The following is a 17492-nucleotide window of genomic DNA, read 5'->3' as shown; positions in this document are numbered from 1 at the left end:
TGCAAGATCAGTATGCCGTCCGGCCCCGGGGGCCGCAGGAGGGCCTAGGGCACCCCGAGTTCGAACAATACGTACCCCGCGTACGAGCCGGAGGCCAGGGCCGCGGTGCCGAGCACCGTCGCCAGGGACGGCAGGCGCAGGCGGCGCATCGCGAGCGCCAGGGGGATGAACAGCGGGAAGAGCGGCAGCAGATAGCGGGAGACGTTGCCGAAGATCTGCTGGGTCGTCATCACCATCAGATACGACAGCACGGTGTAGACGACGAGCACGCCGGGCGGCCGCAGGCGCAGCAGCAGCACCGTCAGCACCGGCACCGCCAGCACCACGCACACCCCGATGACGTCCTCGAAGGGCATCGCGAAGAGGTAGTCGAAGTGCCCCACGGGGAGGGAGGTCAGCACGGTGAGCGTGTGGGCTCCCCAGTCGAACTTGTGGGCCCAGGCGCCGTCCTGGAGCTTGGAGTAGCCGTTGATGTCGCCCATGCGGTGGTTGACCCAGGCGAGATAGCCGAACAGGCCCAGCGGGGCGATCGCCACGGCGGCCAGCGGACGGCGCAGCCCGTCCTCCCGCCGGCGCAGGGACAGCACGGCGGCGAAGGCCAGTGCGGCGACCAGTGCCACGGCGGTGGGCCGGCAGAGCCCGGCCGCGCAGGTCAGCAGCCCCGCGGTCAGCCAGCGGCGGGACATGACGGCGTGACAGGCCCAGGCGGCGACGGCCGTGTAGAGGGACTCCGAGTACCCCGACCACTCCGTCCCCGAGCCGGGCCAGACCGCCCACAGTCCGGCGGCCACCAGACCGGCCCGGTGGCCGCCCAGGCGGTGCGTGACGGTGTAGATGCCGAGCGCGGCGACGAAGGAGGCCACGACGGAGACCGTCATGCCGGCGCCGTACAGGCCGAGCCCGGTGCACTCCGAGACCAGCCGCGTCAGCGCCGGGTACAGCGGGAAGAACGCCGCCGAGTTGCCTTCGAGGGTGATCAGGCCCTTCGCACCCGGGACCGGTACGAGCGCGGGGTCGTAGCCGTGCGCGGCGATCTGCTGGTACCACCAGCCGTCCCAGCTCGCCAGGACGTCCCAGGGGTGTTCGCCGCCGCCGAAGCGCGGGTTCTTCTTCCGGAAGTCGCCCGCGGAGTCCAGCAGGTACATGAAGACGGCGAAGCCGGCCAGCTTCAGCACGCCGTACGTCAGCAGCACGGGCCCGTAGCGTGCGGCCGCCCCGCGCAGCCGTCGCCGGAACTCCTCGGACCGGGGCGGGACTCGGGGGAGGCCGGGACCGGACGGCGGCCGGTGCAGCTCGACGGTGCTCATGCGGGTCCTGTCGTGCGGCGGACGGAACGGGCGGGGAACACCCAGGCCCGGAAGAGGAGGAAGCGCAGCAGCGTCGCGGCCAGGTTGGCGGCGATCAGCGTCGCGAGCTCGACCAGGCGGCCGGCGTCGGGCGCGCCGTGGTGCAGGGCGGCCAGCGATCCGCTGGTCAGGGACAGCCCGATCAGGAACGCCGCGAGGCCCTTGAGATGGTGGCGCAGCGCCCCGCCGCGGCCCCGGATCCCGAAGGTGAGCCGCCGGTTGGCGGCGGTGTTGGCGACCGCGCCGGTGAGCAGGGCGAGCGCGTTGGCGGCCTGTGCTCCCGAGGCCGGTCTGAACGCCGTGTACAGCAGGAGGTAGAACAGGGTGCTCGCGGCGCCCACGGCGGCGAACCGGACCGCCTGCCGGGCCAGTCCGTCGGGCAGTTCCCCGGCCGGCTCGGCATCACTGCGGTGCAGCGCGGTCAGCGGCAGCCGGCCGCCGGCCAGGGCGCGGCCGAGCCGGGCCATGCCGCGCAGATCGGCCAGTGCCGTGGACAGCAGGTGCACCCGGCTGTCGGGGTCGTCCACCCAGTCCACCGGCACCTCGTGTATCCGCAGCCCCGCGCGCTCGGCGATGACCAGCAGCTCGGTGTCGAAGAACCACGCGCGGTCCTCCACCAGCGGCAACAGCCGCTCGGCGACGTCCCGCCGCACCGCCTTGAACCCGCACTGCGCGTCGGAGAACCCCACGGCGAGCGTGGAGCGCAGCAGCCCGTTGTAGCAGCGCGAGATGATCTCCCGCTTCGGTCCGCGCACCACGCGGGCCCCCCGCGCCAGCCGGGTGCCGATCGCGATGTCGGAGTGCCCCGAGATCAGCGGCGCGACCAGCGGCAGCAGGGCCGCGAGGTCGGTGGACAGGTCCACGTCCAGATAGGCCAGGACCGGTGCCCGGGAGCGCGACCAGGCGGTGTGCAGCGCACGGCCGCGGCCCTTCTCGGCCAGCCGGAGCCAGTGGGTGCCGGGCAGTTCGGCGGCCAGCCGCGCGGCGATCACCGGCGTCCGGTCGGTGCTGGCGTTGTCGGCGACGGTGATCCGGAAGGAGTAAGGGAAGGTCTCGGCGAGGTGCGCGTGCAGACGCCGGACGCAGGGCTCCAGGTCCCGTTCCTCGTTGTACACCGGGACCACCACGTCGAGGACCGGCTCCGGGTGGTGCGCGGACAAGGGCGCGCGACGCGGCAGCGCGGCCGGCTCGCTCGGTGTCGGGCGGTCGATCAGCGGCGACCGCCGTGCGGTTCTCATGGCTGTGTCACGGTCTCTTTCTGGCGCGGGGCGGAGCCCGGCGCCGGTCGCGGGCATGCCGAAGGCGCCCGTGGGGGTGCCGGGTGAGGGGTGGTGCGGTGACGGGAGGCGGGGCGTCCCGCCCCGACGCAGGGTCCGCCGGAGCGGCGGCTACTCGATGGAGGCCGACGCGGAAGGTTCCTCCGACTCCAGGACGGACGGCGGCACCGTCGTTGGCGTGGGGGAGGGCGGGGGTGTGGGCGGCGCCGATGTGCTCCGGCTCGTGGAGGGCGTGGCGCTCGGCGTGGGGTCGCTCGGCGCGCTCGTGGTCCCGGACGGCGTGACCCCGCCGGTGGTCGCGGGCGCCGTCGACTCCGGCCGTGTCGGGGTGGGGCTCGGGTCCGGCGCGTCGGTGGTGGGGGTGGTGTCGACCTGCACGGTCGGGCTGGTCGACGGCTGCGGCCGGTGGTCGGCGGGGGGCTGGGCGCGGGTGAGCAGGCCGGGCAGCAGGGCCAGTCCGACACTGATCCCGGCCACCGCGACGGCGGAACCGCCCGCCTTCCACAGCATCCGGGCCCGGCGCCGGGCCCGGATGCCCGCGTGCAGCCGCTGCCGGTGCTCGGCCTCGTAGGGGGTGTGCTGCCGGGTGTCGCGCATCAGGCGCGACAGGTCCCGCTCGAAGTCGTCCATCGCTTCTCCCTTCACCCCACGGGCCTGACGGCGTCGGACAGGAGCTGGCGGAGCCGGGCGACTCCGCGTGACGCGTGGGACCGTGCCGTGCCGACCGGACAGCCCAGCGCCTGGGCGACCTGGGCCTCGGGCAGGTCCTCGTAGTAGCGCAGCACCACCGCGGCCCGCTGCTTCGGCGACAGCAGCGCCAGGGCCGCCTCCAGCCGGGAGCGTTCCGCGACCGCGGACGACATGTCGCCCGGGTCGGCGCGGTCGGGCAGTTGCTCCACCGGCCGCTCGCCCCACCAGCGGCGCCGCGCCGAACGGGCCGCCAGCCGCACGAGCACGGTGCGGACATAGGCCTCGGGAGCCTGTTCGGCCACCTTCGGCCATGCGAACCACAGCTTGACCAGGGCCTCCTGCACCAGATCCTCGGCCCGCTGCCGGTCGCCCCCCGTGAGCAGCCGGGCGACATGGAGCAGCGCCGACCAACGGGCGGCCGCGAACTCGTCGAAGCCGTCCGCCCCCCGAATCTGCTCCATCCTCACCGTCCCGCGTCTCAGTGGCCTCCTACACCTCTCGAAAGACGCTGGACCCCCCTCCACGCTGCACCCTAAACCTGTGATCCACCTCACTCCCCGAGGGGTGGGGCAGCAGGGCAGCGAAAAGGGCCCGTGCACGGCACGGGCCCTCTCCTCGGTCAGTGATGCGGTCGCGGCTCGGCTAGGTGCGGTTCGCCTTCGGCTGGCCGGGCTGGTCCGGCGTGCCGTGCGGCGGAGCGCTGTGCGGCTGCGGCGACGTCGCCGGGGTCACGCGTGAACCGCCCTGGCCGCCGTGCCCCGACTCCGGACGCAGGGCGTTCGGGTCGCCGGACGTCGGCTCGGCGCCCGCGCGCAACTGCTCCAGCCGGGAGCCGAGCAGTTCGGTCACCGGCAGCCGGTCGGTGTGTGACCGCTCGTACGCCAGCAGTGCCTCGACCTCGTCCGCGGACAGCGACCGCACACGGCTCTCCAGGCCGCCGATCGGCAGATGGTCGTAGTCGGGCAGCGGCAGGGTGGTGCGGGCGGGATCGGCCATGGTTCTCACTTCCCTGTGTACGACGTGATGTACGGCCGGGGTTGGGATGACTGAGGACGGTGTGACGGGGGAGCGGTGGGGAGGTCAGCGGGCGCCCGGTCCGCCGCTGCCGAATCCGCCGCTGCTGCCCTCGTTCCAGCGCGGGCGCTCCTGCGAGGCGCTCGTCCGGTCGCTCTGACGGCCGTTCGTCTTCAGCTCGTGCGGCGTCAGACGCTCCTCGCTTCTCGGCATCTCGTCGGGTTCCCGGCGCTCGAGCGTCTCGCGGACCGGCCCGCCTGCGGGCATCCGCGGCTGTTCCTCCGGTCGCGGCGTGGGCGGTTCCTTGCGCTTGGTGCGAAAGCCGAGGACGAAGGCCCCCAGCAGCAGGGCCACGACCACCACGCCCGCCACACCCAGCCCGATGCCGAGGGCGCCTCGGCCCGCGGCCAGCTCCATCCATGCGGTATTCATGGCACGCGAGTACCCCCGGGCCCCGCCATGAACCGGGTCACCTCGATCGTGCCGACGGCCGCGAGGAGCGGGTACGGGAGCGGTTCTCCTTGCGGAGGGCGTCCAGCAGCTCCGCCTTCGACATGCGCGAACGCCCCTCGACGCCCAGCCGCCGCGCGAGTTCGTAGAGGTGCGCCTTCGAGGCCTGTTCGTCGACGCCCTCGCTGCTGCGGCCGCCCCGCTGCCGGGGGCGGGCCGACCGGGGGTCCGAAGGGCCCTTGCGGCCGCCCTCCTTGCGCTCCCAGTGGTCGCCGACCTTCTCGTGCGTGTGCTTCAGCGCGCCGAAGGCCGTGCGGTGCGCGCGTTCGCCCTCGCCGTAAATCTCCACGGCCGAGTCGTGCGCCTTGATCCAGGTGCGCTGCGCCTCCTTCGAGGAGCGCTCCACGGTCGACGGGAGCTCCTCTCGCCCTGGCATGTGACCCACCTCCGCGCGTCGGCCTTCCGGGCCGGCCGAGTGCCCGGCGCGCCGGTCCGGAAAACGGCCGGAACCCGTGGCGGGACCGGGTTTGACCGGCATCGGCGGGGCTACCCGCCCGGTGTGACTTCGACGACATCCCAGCAGGAGCTGTTCCGGTTCCTGGAGGACCGTTTCGCCTGTGCCCAGGCGTGCACCGAGTGCGCCCGGGCGTGCGCGTTGCGCGCGAGCCTCGTGGATCCCGACGGCACCGAGAACCAGGAACTCGTACGGCGCAAGGGCATCATGTGCGCGGAGGTCTGCGACGCGACCTGCCGTGTGCTGTCCGAGCAGAACCAGGTGGACGAGAACAGCATCCGCGTCCAGGTGGAGTGGTGCCGGACCGTGTGTCTGGAGGCCGCGCACGTCTTCGACCGGCAACCGGGGGCCGAGGACTCGGCGGCGGCCTGCCGCGCCTGCGCGCGGGCCTGCACGGACTTCCTCGCGACGCTGAACTGACCACACCGCGCCGACGGCCTCCCGCCACCGCGGCCTGCCTTCGCCGGCCGTCGGTCTGGAACCACCGTGGTCTGCGCTCGCCGACCAACGGCCTGCCACCACCGAGGCCTACCCGTGCGGCCGACGACCCGCCATCGCGGCCTGCCCTCGCCATTCCCTATTTCTGGAACACGTTCTACGGTGTGCGCCGACAGGACCGCCCTGGCCGAGCCTGGAGGCGCCGTGCACCTCGATGACACGCCCGAGCAGCAGCGGCTGCGCAGCGAACTGCGCGCCTACTTCGCCGAACTGGTCCCGGACCAGGCGTACGCCCGGCACACGGACCCGGCCGCCCAGAAGCGGTTCTACCGCGAGACCATCCGGCGGCTCGGGTCCGACGGCTGGCTCGGCGTGGGCTGGCCGCGCGAGTACGGCGGGCGCGGCCTGTCGGCGACGGAGCAGTTCATCTTCTTCGACGAGGCCGCCCAGGCCGGGGTCCCACTGCCGCTCATGGCGCTGAACACCGTCGGCCCGACGATCATGCAGTACGGCACCGACGAGCAGAAGGCCTACTTCCTGCCGCGGATCCTCTCCGGCGAGATCGACTTCGCCATCGGCTACAGCGAACCCGGCGCGGGCACCGACCTCGCCGCACTGCGCACCCGCGCGGTGCGGGACGGGGACGAGTACGTCGTCAACGGCCAGAAGATCTGGACGACCAACGGTGACACGGCCGACTGGGTGTGGCTGGCCGTGCGCACCGACCCGGCCGCGCCGCCGCACCGGGGCATCACCATGCTCCTGGTGCCGACCTCCGACCCCGGCTACTCCTGCACCCTCATCAACACGCTCGCCTCGCACGACACCACCGCCAGCTACTACGAGAACGTCCGTGTCCCCGTCTCCCACCGGGTCGGCGCCGAGAACCAGGGCTGGCGGCTGATCACCAACCAGCTCAACCACGAGCGCGTGACCCTGGCCGCCCACGGCACGATGGCGATCCGCGCCCTGCACGACGTACAGCGCTGGGCGCGGGAGACGAAGCTCGCCGACGGGCGCCGCGTCGCCGACCTGCCCTGGGTCCGCCGCCTCCTGGCCCGCACCCACGCCCGCCTGGACGCGCTGAGACTGCTCAACCGGCAGATGGTCGGCGCCGTCCAGGACGGCACCCTCACCCCGCAGGACGCCTCCGCGGTCAAGGTCTACGGCTCGGAGGCCCGGCGCGACGCCTACGCCTGGCTCCTGGAGATCACCGCCGCCCCCGGCGCGCTCAAGGAGGGCTCGGCGGGCGCGGTCCTGCACGGCGAACTGGAGCGCGGCTACCGCTCGGCGGTCATCTTCACCTTCGGCGGCGGCAACAACGAGATCCAGCGGGAGATCATCTCGTGGCTCGGCCTGGGGATGCCGCGGGTGCGGCGCTGAGCCCGCGTGCGGCGAGGGACGCCGGAGCCGGCCCTGCGGGGCGTGGGCGCGTCAACCGGGGCCGCCTACTGCAGAAGAGGGCCTTGGACACCCTCGCGACAGCCGTGAGCCGCACACCCCTGGAACGGGACGTCGGCTCCGCTCGCGAGGAGCGGCGGGTGCGGGTTGCCGGGGCTGCGGAGGGTGACGGATCGGGACCGCCCACGGGGGTGGGCGAGGGCCCCGGCGACGGGCAGCGCGGCGTCTCCTGGGGCGGGACGTAGTCCCGGCGGCTTCGAGCACCAGGACCGGCACCTCGCGGTACGGTTCGGCGTCCCGCCGGCCCGAGTCCGCCGATGGGGTCCTTCGTCACGCGGCCGTGGGCCGATGGGCCCTGGCCCGGCCCGGTCGCCCGTCCCAGGATGAGATCACGCAGCACGCGGCACCGGGTGAGAGACGAGACGGCAGATGGACGCCAACGACGGATTCCGTGAACTCAGCAGGCACGAGTGCCTGCGCCTGATGGCCCAGGTGCCTGTGGGACGGATCGTGTTCACCCGGCGGGCCCTGCCGGCGGTACGGCCGGTCAACTTCGGCCTGGACGCCGACGGCTCGGTCCTGCTGCGCACCTCGGTGACGTCCGAGCTGGTGGGCGCCATCGTCGGGGCGGTGGTCGCCTTCGAGGCCGACGCGTTCGACTCGCGCACCCGGGCCGGCTGGAGCGTGGTGATCACCGGCACGGCCGCCCTGGTCACCGACCCGGCCGAGCACCACCGGCTGCTGCGGGACGGCCCGCGGTCCTGGGCCCCGGCCCCGCACGAGGTCTTCGTCCGCGTGGCACCGGAACTGGTCACCGGGCGCGAACTGACCGGCGGACGCACCCTCTACGGGGTCGAGCTCCCCTCCTGACCGGCGCGCCGCCCACTCCGGCACGCGAGCTGCACGACCTCCCCCTCCTGCCCCCGACGCACCCGCTCCTCGTACCGGCGCGCGGAGTGCCGCGGCGGCGCGTGGCGCATCTGGCGTACGCCCTTCCGCCGCCGTACGCCCACGAGCTGTACCGCGCAGCGGCCCCCGAACCCGCCGCCGGCACCCGGCGACCGCGCCTCACGAGCCTCCCGCTGCCCCGCGTTCCCGCACGTGCGCGGGGGCAACTCCCTGCGAAACACTTCCTGCGCGCCCTGGCTCGTCCCGGCCCCCACGCGCGCCCGGCACCGTACAAACTGGGACGACAGGCCGCCATACTGGGTGGGCCAGGGGTGGGGCGGGCGAACAGCTACCGGGGGGAGCGTCGCGCGAGATGGGGGACACCAGGCTGATCCATGGCCGTTACCGGCTGCTCGATCCGATCGGGCGCGGCGGCATGGGCGAGGTGTGGCGGGCCCGGGACGAGTCCCTGGGCCGGCACGTCGCCGTCAAATGCCTCAAACCGCTGGGCCCGAACCACGACCACGCCTTCACCCGCGTCCTGCGGGAGCGGTTCCGCCGCGAGGCCCGGGTCGCCGCGGCGCTGCAGCACCGGGGCATCACCGTCGTTCACGACTTCGGCGAGTCCGACGGCGTCCTCTATCTCGTCATGGAGCTGCTCGACGGCCGCAACCTCAGCCAGCTCCTGGAGGACAACAAACAGCACCCGCTGCCGGTCGCCGACGTCGTGGAGATCGCCGAACAGGTTGCCGCCGCGCTGGCCTACTGCCACGAACAGGCCATCGTCCACCGCGACCTGAAGCCCGCCAACATCGTGCGGCTCGGCGACGGCACGGTGAAGATCTGCGACTTCGGCATCGCCCGCCTCGGCCACGACATCGGCTTCACCTCGCGGCTGACCGGCACCGGCATCGCCATGGGCACCCCGCACTACATGTCCCCGGAGCAGATCGGCGGCACCGAGGTCGACCAGCGCAGCGACCTGTACTCGTTCGGCTGCGTGCTGTACGAGATCGCCACCGGCGTACCGCCGTTCGACCTCGACGACGCCTGGGCGATCCTGGTCGGACACCGCGACACCCCGCCCAGACCGCCGCGTGAGCACCGCCCCGAACTGCCCGGCTACCTGGAGCGGGTCATCCTCGACCTGCTCGCCAAGGAACCGGCCGAACGGCCCGGCGACGCCCGCGAGCTGGCGCGCAGAATCAGCGCCCACCGGGCCGCCCCGGTGTACGTGCCGGCCGTCGTGGCACCCGCCGCCGACGCGCCGGCCGGTGCGGGCCGGCTGCCCTCCTGGACGCACGGCATGACCACCGGCCGCAAGGCGGCCGGCACCGGGCTGCGCACCGCTCCGGACCCGGCGGCCGCACTGTCCGGCGAGTGGATCGCGCGGCCCGCCACCGGTCCCGTCGGGGAACCCGTCCCCGAGTCGCGGCCCACCCCGTCCCCGGAGGTCCTCGAAGCCCTGGCCGGACGGCACAACGCGGGCCTCAGCCTCGGCCGGCTCGGCCGCTGGACGGAGGCGGGGGAGGTGCACCGGGCGGTCGCCGCCGAACGCGAGCACCTCCTCGGCCCCCACCACCCCGACACCCTCGCCAGCCGCTTCGAGATCGCCTTCACCCTCAGCCGCACCGGCCGCGCGCCGGACGCCCTGCGCGCGTACAAGCACGTCACCGAGGCCAGGATCCGCACGCTCGGCGCCGACCACCCCGACACCCTGGCCGCGCGCCAGGAGATGGCCTACGTGCTGGGCCGACTCGGCCGCCCCTTCGACGCCCACCGCGTCTACACCTCGGTCCTCGCCGCACGCGAGCGCACGATGGGCCCCGACCATCCCGACACCCTGCGCTGCCGGCACAACCTCGCCTTCAACCTCAGCCGCCTCGGCCGCCTGGAGGACTCCCACCGGATGGCCCGCGAGGTGGCCGCCGCCCGCGCCCGGGTGCTCGGGCCCGACCACCCCGACACCCTGGTCACCCGCTACGAAGTGGCCTACACGCTCGGCCAGTTGGGCCGCTGGGCCGAGGCGCTGCAGACCTACCGGGAGGTCGCCGAGGCCCGTGCCCGGGCCCTCGGGCCCGACCACCCCGACACGCTCGCCGCCCGCCACGAGATCGGCATCAGCCTGGGCCGCCTCGGCCGCAGCGCGGAGGCCCTCGACCTCTACACCCTCCTGGCCGAGGACCGCGCCCGGGTCCAGGGCCCCACCCACCCGGAGACCCTGCGCGCCCGGCACGGGCGGTGCGTCAACCTCGGGCGGCTCGGACGCTGGGAGGAGGCCCTCGCCGAGTCCCGCGAGGTGAGCACCGTGCGCGAGCAGGTCCTCGGCCCCGACCACCCGGACACCCTGGTCAGCCACCGCGAGGTGGCCGTGGGCCTGGGCTGGCTGGGCCGCTGGGGCGACGCGCTCGCCGCGTACCGGAGGGTGGCCGCGGCCCGCGAACGCGTGCTCGGCGCGGACCACCCCGACACCCTCGCCAGCCGCAACGACGAGGCGCACTGCCTCCAGCAACTGGGCCACGCCACCGAGGCGGCCGAGCTGTACCGCAGGGTCGCCACCCTGCGCGACCAGCGAACGAGCGGCGGCCGACAGGCAGCGAGCGGCCCCTGACCCGCACCGCACGGCGCCCCCCGGCCGTACGCCCAGACGCGCCTCTCATCGGGCCCGGGCCGTACGCCTCAGCGCGCCTTTCGTCGGGCCCCGGGTCGTATGTCTCGGCGCGCCTCTCGTCGGGCCCCGACCGCACCTCTCGGCGCGCCCTTCGTCGGCCCCGGCCGTACGCCCAGACGCGCCTCTCCCTCGGGCCCGGCCGTACGTCCAGGCGCACCTCGCGAGGGGCCCCGGCGTCCGACCGACCCGGCCCTCACCCCCGGCCGCCGGAGGCGCGCGGTTGCTCTGGCCGACCCGGATCACCCCGTGTTACGAAGAACCATGACCGCACCCCTGGGATCCCGCGCACACCGGACGTACGACGCCGTCATCGTCGGCGGTGGCCACAACGGCCTGGTCGCCGCCGCCTACCTGGCCCGGGCCGGCCGCTCCGTGCTGGTGCTGGAGCGGCTGGACCACACCGGCGGCGCGGCGGTGTCCACCCGGCCCTTCGCCGGCGTCGACGCCCGGCTGTCGCGCTACTCCTACCTCGTCAGCCTGCTGCCCAGGAAGATCGTCCGGGAGCTCGGCCTGGACTTCCGGGTGCGCACCCGAACCGTCTCCTCCTACACCCCGACCGAACGCGACGGACGGCCCACCGGCCTCCTCGTCGGCGGCGGTGAACGGCGGACCAGGGAGGCCTTCGCCCGGCTCACCGGCTCCGAGAGCGAGTACCGGGCCTGGCAGGACTTCTACGGCATGACCGGCCGCGCCGCGCAGCGGATCTTCCCGACCCTCACCGAGCCGCTGCCCACGCGCGAGGAGCTGCGCGGCCGCCTGGACGACGACCGGGCCTGGCGGACGCTCTTCGAGGAACCGATCGGTGTCGCCGTCGAGGAGCACTTCGACGACGACCTGGTCCGGGGCGTGGTCCTCACCGACGCGCTCATCGGCACCTTCGCCGACGCCCACGATCCCTCCCTGAAGCAGAACCGCTGCTTCCTCTACCACGTGATCGGCGGCGGCACCGGCGACTGGGACGTGCCCGTCGGCGGCATGGGCGCCCTCACCGACGCGCTCGCCGACGCGGCCCGCGCGGCCGGCGCCGTCCTGGTCACCGGCCACGAGGCCCTGCGCATCGCCACGGACGGCCGCACCGCCGAGGTCAGCTACCGCACGGCCGACGGCGAGGGCACGGTCGCCGCCCGGCACGTCCTGGTGAACGCCTCACCGCAGGCCCTCGCCGACCTGACCGGCGATACGCCGCCCGCCCCCGCCGAGGGCGCCCAGCTGAAGGTGAACATGCTGCTCACGCGGCTGCCCCGGCTCCGCGACGGCTCCGTCGACCCGCGCGAGGCCTTCGCCGGGACCTTCCACATCGCCGAGGGCTACGAGCAGCTGGCCACCGCCCACGCCCAGGCCGCCGCCGGTGAACCGCCCGCCGCGCCGCCCTCCGAGATCTACTGCCACTCGCTCACGGACCCGACGATCCTGGGCCCCGGCCTGGCCGAGCGGGGTTACCAGACGCTCACCCTGTTCGGCCTGCACACCCCGGCCCGCCTGTTCGCGCGGGACAACGACGCCGTACGCGAGGACCTGCTGAAGTCGACCCTCGCCCAGCTCGACGCGCATCTCGCCGAGCCGCTCGCCGACTGCCTGGCCACCGACGCGGACGGCCGCCCCTGCATCGAGGCGAAGACCCCGCTCGATCTGGAACGCGACCTGGGCCTGCCCGGCGGCAACATCTTCCACCGGGAGCTCAGCTGGCCCTACGTGCAGGACGGTACCGGCCGCTGGGGGGTGGAGACCCGGCACGCGAACGTCCTGCTGTGCGGGGCGGGCGCGGTGCGCGGAGGGGGCGTGAGCGGGGTGCCGGGACACAACGCGGCGATGGCGGTACTGGAAAGCGGAAACGACTGAATCGCACGCCGGTCCAGGGGCAATCCGACAGGACGAAGGATCCGTGACCGCCGGCCGCCCCGCGCGGACGGTCGCACCACCCCGGGAGGCCCTGTGGCCGAGCTCAGCCCGACCGATCTCCAGAAGGCCCTCAAGGGCATGGACTACCCCACGGACAAGCAGCACCTGGTGGAGCGTGCCCGCAGCAACCACGCCGACGAGAAGATCGTCAGCACCCTCGACGGCCTGAAGGAGAGCCGTTTCGACGGCCCCAACGAGGTGCAGAAGGCCGTCTTCAACCAGTGACCCGGAGCCCGTGACCCGGTTAAGAACCGGGCCACGGTCCCGGGTGCGTCCGTCTCAGTCGGCCGACGGTGTCCATCCCGCCGCTTCGATCCGCGCCGCGTCCGCCGGGCGCGCCTCGTCGAACAGGACGCCGCCGGCCGCCGTCACGCGCGGCGCGTCCACGTAGCAGCCGCGGCCCACGTAGAGCCGGTCCGTCGTGTACCGCCAGCGCAGCGTCAGAGCCCGGGCGGCGGGGAGGCCGGCGGTGAGCCGGTGCCAGGTGCGGCCGGACCAGCCGGTGACCGACCCGGACGGGTGCGGGACCACATCCGCGCCGCGGCGGGCCGTCGTGAAGGGCACCGGCTGCCAGGTCGTGCCGCCGTCGGTGGTGGCTTCCAGGACCAGTTCGTCGGCCTTCGGCTCGGTGTCCCACCACAGCGCGCAGCTCAGCCGCGCACTCCCGGAGGAGGTGTCGAGCGCGGGGAGGGTGAGCGTCGCCGTCGTGGCGACCGCCATGCCGGAGAACCAGGCCGTGCGGCCCCGCGCGGGACGCACCGGCACGGCCCGGGCCAGGTGGTTCGCGGCGGCCACCCGCGGTGCCGAGCCGGAACGCCAGCTGCGCACCGGGTGCACGGAGTTGCCGAGCATCACGAGGAACGAGTCGGTCGTCGGATCGAGCACCAGCGAGGTGCCCGTGAAGCCGGTGTGCCCCGCGCTGCGCGGGGTGGCCATCGCGCCCATGTACCAGTGCTGGTAGAGCTCGAAGCCCAGGCCGTGCTCGTCCCCGGGGAAGGCGGTGTTGAAGTCCGTGAACATCAGCTCCACCGACTCCGGCGTCAGGATGCGGGCCCGTCCGTAGACACCGCCGTTGAGCAGGGTGCGGCCGAGGACCGCGAGGTCCCACGCGTCGGAGAACACGCCGGCGTGGCCCGCGACCCCGCCCAGGGAGAAGGCGTTCTCGTCGTGCACCTCGCCCCACACCAGGCCCCGGTCCAGGCCGCTCCACGGCGGGCGCGCGTCCTCCGTCGCCGCGATCTTCGGCCGCCAGGAGGCGGGCGGGTTGTAGCGGGTGCGGCGCAGACCGAGCGGCGCGGTGATCTCGTCCCGCAGCAGGGTGTCCAGGGCACGGCCCGTGACGCGCTCCAGCACGAGCTGCAGCGAGATGAGGTTCAGGTCCGAGTACAGGTAGGCCGTGCCCGGGGCGCTGACCGGCTGCTCGTCCCAGATGCGCCGGAGCTTCTCCTCGTACGTGGGCGCGGTGTACAGCGGGATCCAGGCCCGGAACCCCGAGGTGTGCGTGAGCAGTTGACGGATCGTGATGTCCTGCTTGCCGGCGCGCCCGAAGTCCGGCAGGTAGGAGGCGACGGTCGCCTCCAGGCCGAGCGCGCCCCGTTCGATCTGCTGCACGGCGAGGATCGACGTGAACAGCTTCGACACCGACGCCAGGTCGAAGACGGTGTCCTCGGCCATCGGGATCTGCTGCTCCGGCGGGAACTCCACACCGGTGTCGGTCTTCTCGTCGTAGGCCCGGTAGCGCACCGCCGTGCCGATGGGCCGGTGCAGGGCGACGGTGCCGCCGCGCCCGGCGAGGAGGACGGCGCCGGCGTACCAGGGGTGCGCGGGGGAGGGGCCGAGGAACGTCTCGGCGTCGGTGACCAGGCGGCGCAGGTGGGAGGCGAGCAGTCCGGCGCGGGCGGCGGTGCCGTGCCGCAGGGTGGGCCGCGGGCCCCCGGCCGCCGGGGCGGCTCCGGCCGGTCCGGCCGGCAGCGGCGCGAGCGCGAGCGCTCCGCCCAGGGCCAGTCCCGCCCGGCCGAGTCGACGCCGGGTCAGTTCACCGTTCGCCGGTCTGTCGGTCACCGCGTACCCCTTCGCCTCAGCCGTCTCGCGCGTCCCCCGGAGTATGTCCGCCGCACACCCATGCGAACCGGCCGAGGGTCGCGGAAGCCGGATCCGGAAAGTATCTGACGGAGCATCAGAAAACCTCTTCCGTCCTCCCGGGGACTCCGGCATCCTGCGCCCATGCAGACGGAGCTGAGCCAGCAACTGGGAATCGAGCACGCCGTCTTCGGCTTCACGCCGTTCCCCGCCGTCGCCGCGGCCATCAGCCGGGCCGGCGGTCTCGGGGTGCTCGGCGCGGTCCGCTACACCGCTCCCGACGAGCTCGCACGCGACCTGGACTGGATCGAGGCGCACGTGGACGGCCGCCCCTACGGCCTCGACGTCGTGATGCCCGCCAGGAAGGTCGAGGGCGTCACCGAGGCCGACGTGGAGGCGATGATCCCCGAGGCGCACCGGCGGTTCGTCCGGGACACCCTCGCCAAGCACGGCGTACCGGAACTCGCCGAGGGCGAGGCGGCCGGCTGGCGCATCACCGGCTGGATGGAGCAGGTCGCCCGCGGCCAGCTCGACGTCGCCTTCGACTACCCGATCCGGCTGCTGGCCAACGCCCTCGGCTCCCCGCCCGCCGACGTCATCGCCCGCGCCCACGCACGGGACGTCCTCGTCGCCGCGCTCGCGGGCAGTGCCCGGCACGCCGTCAAACACCGGGAGGCCGGCATCGACATCGTCGTGGCGCAGGGCTACGAGGCCGGCGGCCACACCGGGGAGATCGCCACCATGGTGCTCACCCCCGAGGTCGTCGACGCCGTCGCCCCGCTGCCCGTGCTGGCCGCCGGTGGCATCGGCAGCGGACAGCAGGTGGCCGCCGCCCTCACCCTCGGCGCTCAAGGTGTGTGGCTGGGCTCCATATGGCTGACCACCACGGAGGCGGATCTCCACTCACCCGCCCTGACCCGCAAACTCCTCGCCGCGGGGTCCGGCGACACGGTCCGCTCCCGCGCCCTGACCGGCAAACCGGCCCGCCAGTTGCGCACCGAGTGGACCGACGCCTGGGACGATCCGGCCGGGCCCGGGCCGCTGCCCATGCCGCTGCAGGGCCTGCTGGTCGCCGAGGCCGTGTCGCGGATCCAGAAGTACGAGGTCGAGCCGTTGCTCGGCACCCCGGTCGGGCAGATCGTCGGGCGGATGACCGGTGAACGCAGCGTCCAGCAGGTCGTCGACGACCTCACCCGCGGCTTCGAGAGGGCCGTGGACCGCGTCAACCGCATCGCCGGAAGGAGCGGCCAGTCGTGAGCACGGTGAGCACACCTCCGGCGGGCTTCTGGGCCCAGGCCGCACAGGACCCCGGCCGCACGGTCCTCGTCGCACCCGACGGGGAGGAGTGGACCGCGGGACGCCTGCACGCCGCCGCCAACCGGCTCGTGCACGGCCTGCGCGCGGCCGGCCTGCGCCGCGGCGACACCTTCGCGGTGGTCCTGCCCAACGGCGTCGAGTTCCTGACCGCCTACCTGGCCGCCAGCCAGGCCGGGTTCTACCTCGTCCCCGTCAACCACCACCTGGTCGGCCCGGAGATCGCCTGGATCGTCTCCGACTCCGGCGCCAAGGTCCTGCTGGCCCACGAGCGCTTCGCCGACGCGGCCCGCGCCGCCGCCGACGAGGCCGCCCTGCCGGACACCCACCGCTACGCCGTCGGCACCGTCGAGGGATTCCGCCCGTACGCCGAACTCCTCGCCGGGCAGCCCGAGTCGCCGCCCGCCGACCGCACCCTCGGCTGGGTCATGAACTACACCTCCGGCACCACCGGCCGCCCCCGCGGCATCCGCCGCCCGCTGCCCGGAAAGCCACCGGAGGAGGCCTACCTCGGCGGCTTCCTCGGCATCTTCGGCATCCGGCCGTTCGACGACAACGTGCACCTGGTGTGCTCGCCGCTGTACCACACGGCCGTGCTCCAGTTCGCCGGCGCGTCCCTGCACATCGGGCACCGGCTCGTCCTGATGGACAAGTGGACACCCGAGGAGATGCTCCGCCTCATCGACGCCCACCGCTGCACCCACACCCACATGGTCCCCACCCAGTTCCACCGGCTGCTGGCCCTGCCCGACGAGGTGAAGGCCCGCTACGACGTCTCCTCCATGCGGCACGCCATCCACGGCGCCGCCCCCTGCCCCGACCACGTCAAACGGGCCATGCTCGACTGGTGGGGGCCCTGCGTGGAGGAGTACTACGCGGCCAGCGAGGGCGGCGGCGCCTTCGCCACCGCCGAGGACTGGCTCAAGAAGCCCGGCACCGTCGGCAAGGCCTGGCCCATCAGCGAACTCGCGGTCTTCGACGACGACGGCAACCGGCTGCCGCCCGGTGAACTGGGCACCGTCTACATGAAGATGACCACCGGCGGCTTCTCGTACCACAAGGACGAGGCCAAGACCCGCAGGAACCGCATCGGCGACTTCTTCACCGTCGGCGACCTCGGCCACCTCGACGAGGACGGCTACCTCTTCCTGCGCGACCGCAAGATCGACCTGATCATCTCCGGTGGGGTGAACATCTACCCCGCCGAGATCGAGTCGGCCCTGCTCGCCCACCCGGCCGTCGCCGACGCCGCCGTCTTCGGCATCCCGCACGACGACTGGGGCGAGGAGGTGAAGGCCGTCGTCGAACCCGCCCCCGGGCACCGGCCCGGACCGGCCCTCGCGGCCGACCTCCTCGACCACTGCGCCCACCGTCTCGCCGGATACAAACGGCCCCGCAGCGTCGACTTCATCGCCGAGATGCCCCGCGACCCCAACGGCAAGCTGTACAAGCGGCGTCTGCGGGAGCCGTACTGGGCGGGGCGGGACCGCGGGATGTGACACGACGAGGTG

At 73.8% G+C, this 17492-nt stretch carries 17 protein-coding genes; 9 read left to right on the top strand and 8 right to left on the bottom strand.

Features of this window, described 5'->3' with window-relative positions; all coding sequences use genetic code 11:
- Positions 1 to 44 precede the first annotated feature (44 nt).
- The 7 genes from CHR28_RS03270 to CHR28_RS03240 all read right to left on the bottom strand — a co-directional run bounded on the left by CHR28_RS03270 (position 45) and on the right by CHR28_RS03240 (position 5213).
- Complete coding sequence (locus CHR28_RS03270; RefSeq protein WP_094051897.1) at positions 45 to 1307, bottom strand: glycosyltransferase family 39 protein; 1263 nt, start codon at positions 1305 to 1307, stop codon at positions 45 to 47.
- Entirely contained in the window at positions 1304 to 2584 is a 1281-nt protein-coding gene (locus tag CHR28_RS03265; protein ID WP_094051896.1) for a bifunctional glycosyltransferase family 2/GtrA family protein, read from the bottom strand. Before CHR28_RS03265 ends, CHR28_RS03270 begins: the two co-directional genes overlap by 4 nt.
- Before the next feature lie 150 nt (positions 2585 to 2734).
- Complete coding sequence (locus CHR28_RS03260; protein ID WP_094051895.1) at positions 2735 to 3253, bottom strand: hypothetical protein; 519 nt, start codon at positions 3251 to 3253, stop codon at positions 2735 to 2737.
- 11 nt (positions 3254 to 3264) lie between these two features.
- Positions 3265 to 3774: a SigE family RNA polymerase sigma factor gene (locus CHR28_RS03255; protein WP_094051894.1), complete on the bottom strand. Its 510-nt coding sequence runs from the start codon at positions 3772 to 3774 to the stop codon at positions 3265 to 3267.
- A gap of 181 nt (positions 3775 to 3955) precedes the next feature.
- Entirely contained in the window at positions 3956 to 4309 is a 354-nt protein-coding gene (locus tag CHR28_RS03250; protein ID WP_094051893.1) for a hypothetical protein, read from the bottom strand.
- An 84-nt stretch (positions 4310 to 4393) separates the two neighbouring features.
- Positions 4394 to 4759 carry a DUF6479 family protein gene (locus tag CHR28_RS03245; RefSeq protein ID WP_094051892.1) on the bottom strand — a complete coding sequence of 122 codons (366 nt, stop codon included), beginning with the start codon at positions 4757 to 4759 and terminating at the stop codon, positions 4394 to 4396.
- 37 nt (positions 4760 to 4796) lie between these two features.
- On the bottom strand, positions 4797 to 5213 hold the full coding sequence (locus tag CHR28_RS03240) for a ChaB family protein (RefSeq protein WP_094051891.1): 417 nt from the start codon (positions 5211 to 5213) through the stop codon (positions 4797 to 4799).
- Positions 5214 to 5336: 123 nt separating this feature from the next.
- On the opposite strand from CHR28_RS03240, the gene CHR28_RS03235 reads away from it, so the two are divergent.
- The 7 genes from CHR28_RS03235 to CHR28_RS03200 all read left to right on the top strand — a co-directional run bounded on the left by CHR28_RS03235 (position 5337) and on the right by CHR28_RS03200 (position 12813).
- Complete coding sequence (locus CHR28_RS03235; protein ID WP_094051890.1) at positions 5337 to 5711, top strand: ferredoxin; 375 nt, start codon at positions 5337 to 5339, stop codon at positions 5709 to 5711.
- A 222-nt stretch (positions 5712 to 5933) separates the two neighbouring features.
- Complete coding sequence (locus CHR28_RS03230) at positions 5934 to 7112, top strand: acyl-CoA dehydrogenase family protein (protein ID WP_094051889.1); 1179 nt, start codon at positions 5934 to 5936, stop codon at positions 7110 to 7112.
- Between the two features lie 104 nt (positions 7113 to 7216).
- The gene (locus CHR28_RS03225) at positions 7217 to 7375 is read left to right on the top strand and encodes a hypothetical protein (RefSeq protein WP_373453316.1); all 159 of its coding nucleotides are present in this window, start codon (positions 7217 to 7219) and stop codon (positions 7373 to 7375) included.
- Between the two features lie 184 nt (positions 7376 to 7559).
- On the top strand, positions 7560 to 8000 hold the full coding sequence (locus tag CHR28_RS03220) for a pyridoxamine 5'-phosphate oxidase family protein (RefSeq protein WP_094051888.1): 441 nt from the start codon (positions 7560 to 7562) through the stop codon (positions 7998 to 8000).
- 391 nt (positions 8001 to 8391) lie between these two features.
- Entirely contained in the window at positions 8392 to 10629 is a 2238-nt protein-coding gene (locus CHR28_RS03210) for a serine/threonine-protein kinase (RefSeq protein WP_094051887.1), read from the top strand.
- A gap of 321 nt (positions 10630 to 10950) precedes the next feature.
- Positions 10951 to 12528: a phytoene desaturase family protein gene (locus CHR28_RS03205; RefSeq protein WP_094051886.1), complete on the top strand. Its 1578-nt coding sequence runs from the start codon at positions 10951 to 10953 to the stop codon at positions 12526 to 12528.
- A gap of 93 nt (positions 12529 to 12621) precedes the next feature.
- Positions 12622 to 12813 carry a DUF2795 domain-containing protein gene (locus CHR28_RS03200; protein ID WP_094051885.1) on the top strand — a complete coding sequence of 64 codons (192 nt, stop codon included), beginning with the start codon at positions 12622 to 12624 and terminating at the stop codon, positions 12811 to 12813.
- 54 nt (positions 12814 to 12867) lie between these two features.
- On the opposite strand, the gene CHR28_RS03195 is transcribed toward CHR28_RS03200, so the two are convergent.
- Positions 12868 to 14649, bottom strand: coding sequence for a serine hydrolase (locus CHR28_RS03195; RefSeq protein ID WP_256984100.1), 1782 nt, complete (start codon positions 14647 to 14649; stop codon positions 12868 to 12870).
- Between the two features lie 162 nt (positions 14650 to 14811).
- Between CHR28_RS03195 and CHR28_RS03190 the strand changes: the two genes are divergently transcribed.
- Positions 14812 to 15924, top strand: a complete 1113-nt coding sequence (locus CHR28_RS03190; protein WP_094051883.1) for an NAD(P)H-dependent flavin oxidoreductase — start codon at positions 14812 to 14814, stop codon at positions 15922 to 15924.
- A gap of 5 nt (positions 15925 to 15929) precedes the next feature.
- Positions 15930 to 17480, top strand: coding sequence for an acyl-CoA synthetase (locus CHR28_RS03185; protein ID WP_094052130.1), 1551 nt, complete (start codon positions 15930 to 15932; stop codon positions 17478 to 17480).
- Positions 17481 to 17492 lie beyond the last annotated feature (12 nt).

It is taken from the genome of Streptomyces sp. XY006, assembly GCF_002237655.1.
GTDB lineage: Bacteria > Actinomycetota > Actinomycetes > Streptomycetales > Streptomycetaceae > Streptomyces > Streptomyces levis.
The sequence above is the reverse complement of the archived record's forward strand: the minus strand, read 5'-3'. Positions and strand labels throughout refer to the sequence as shown.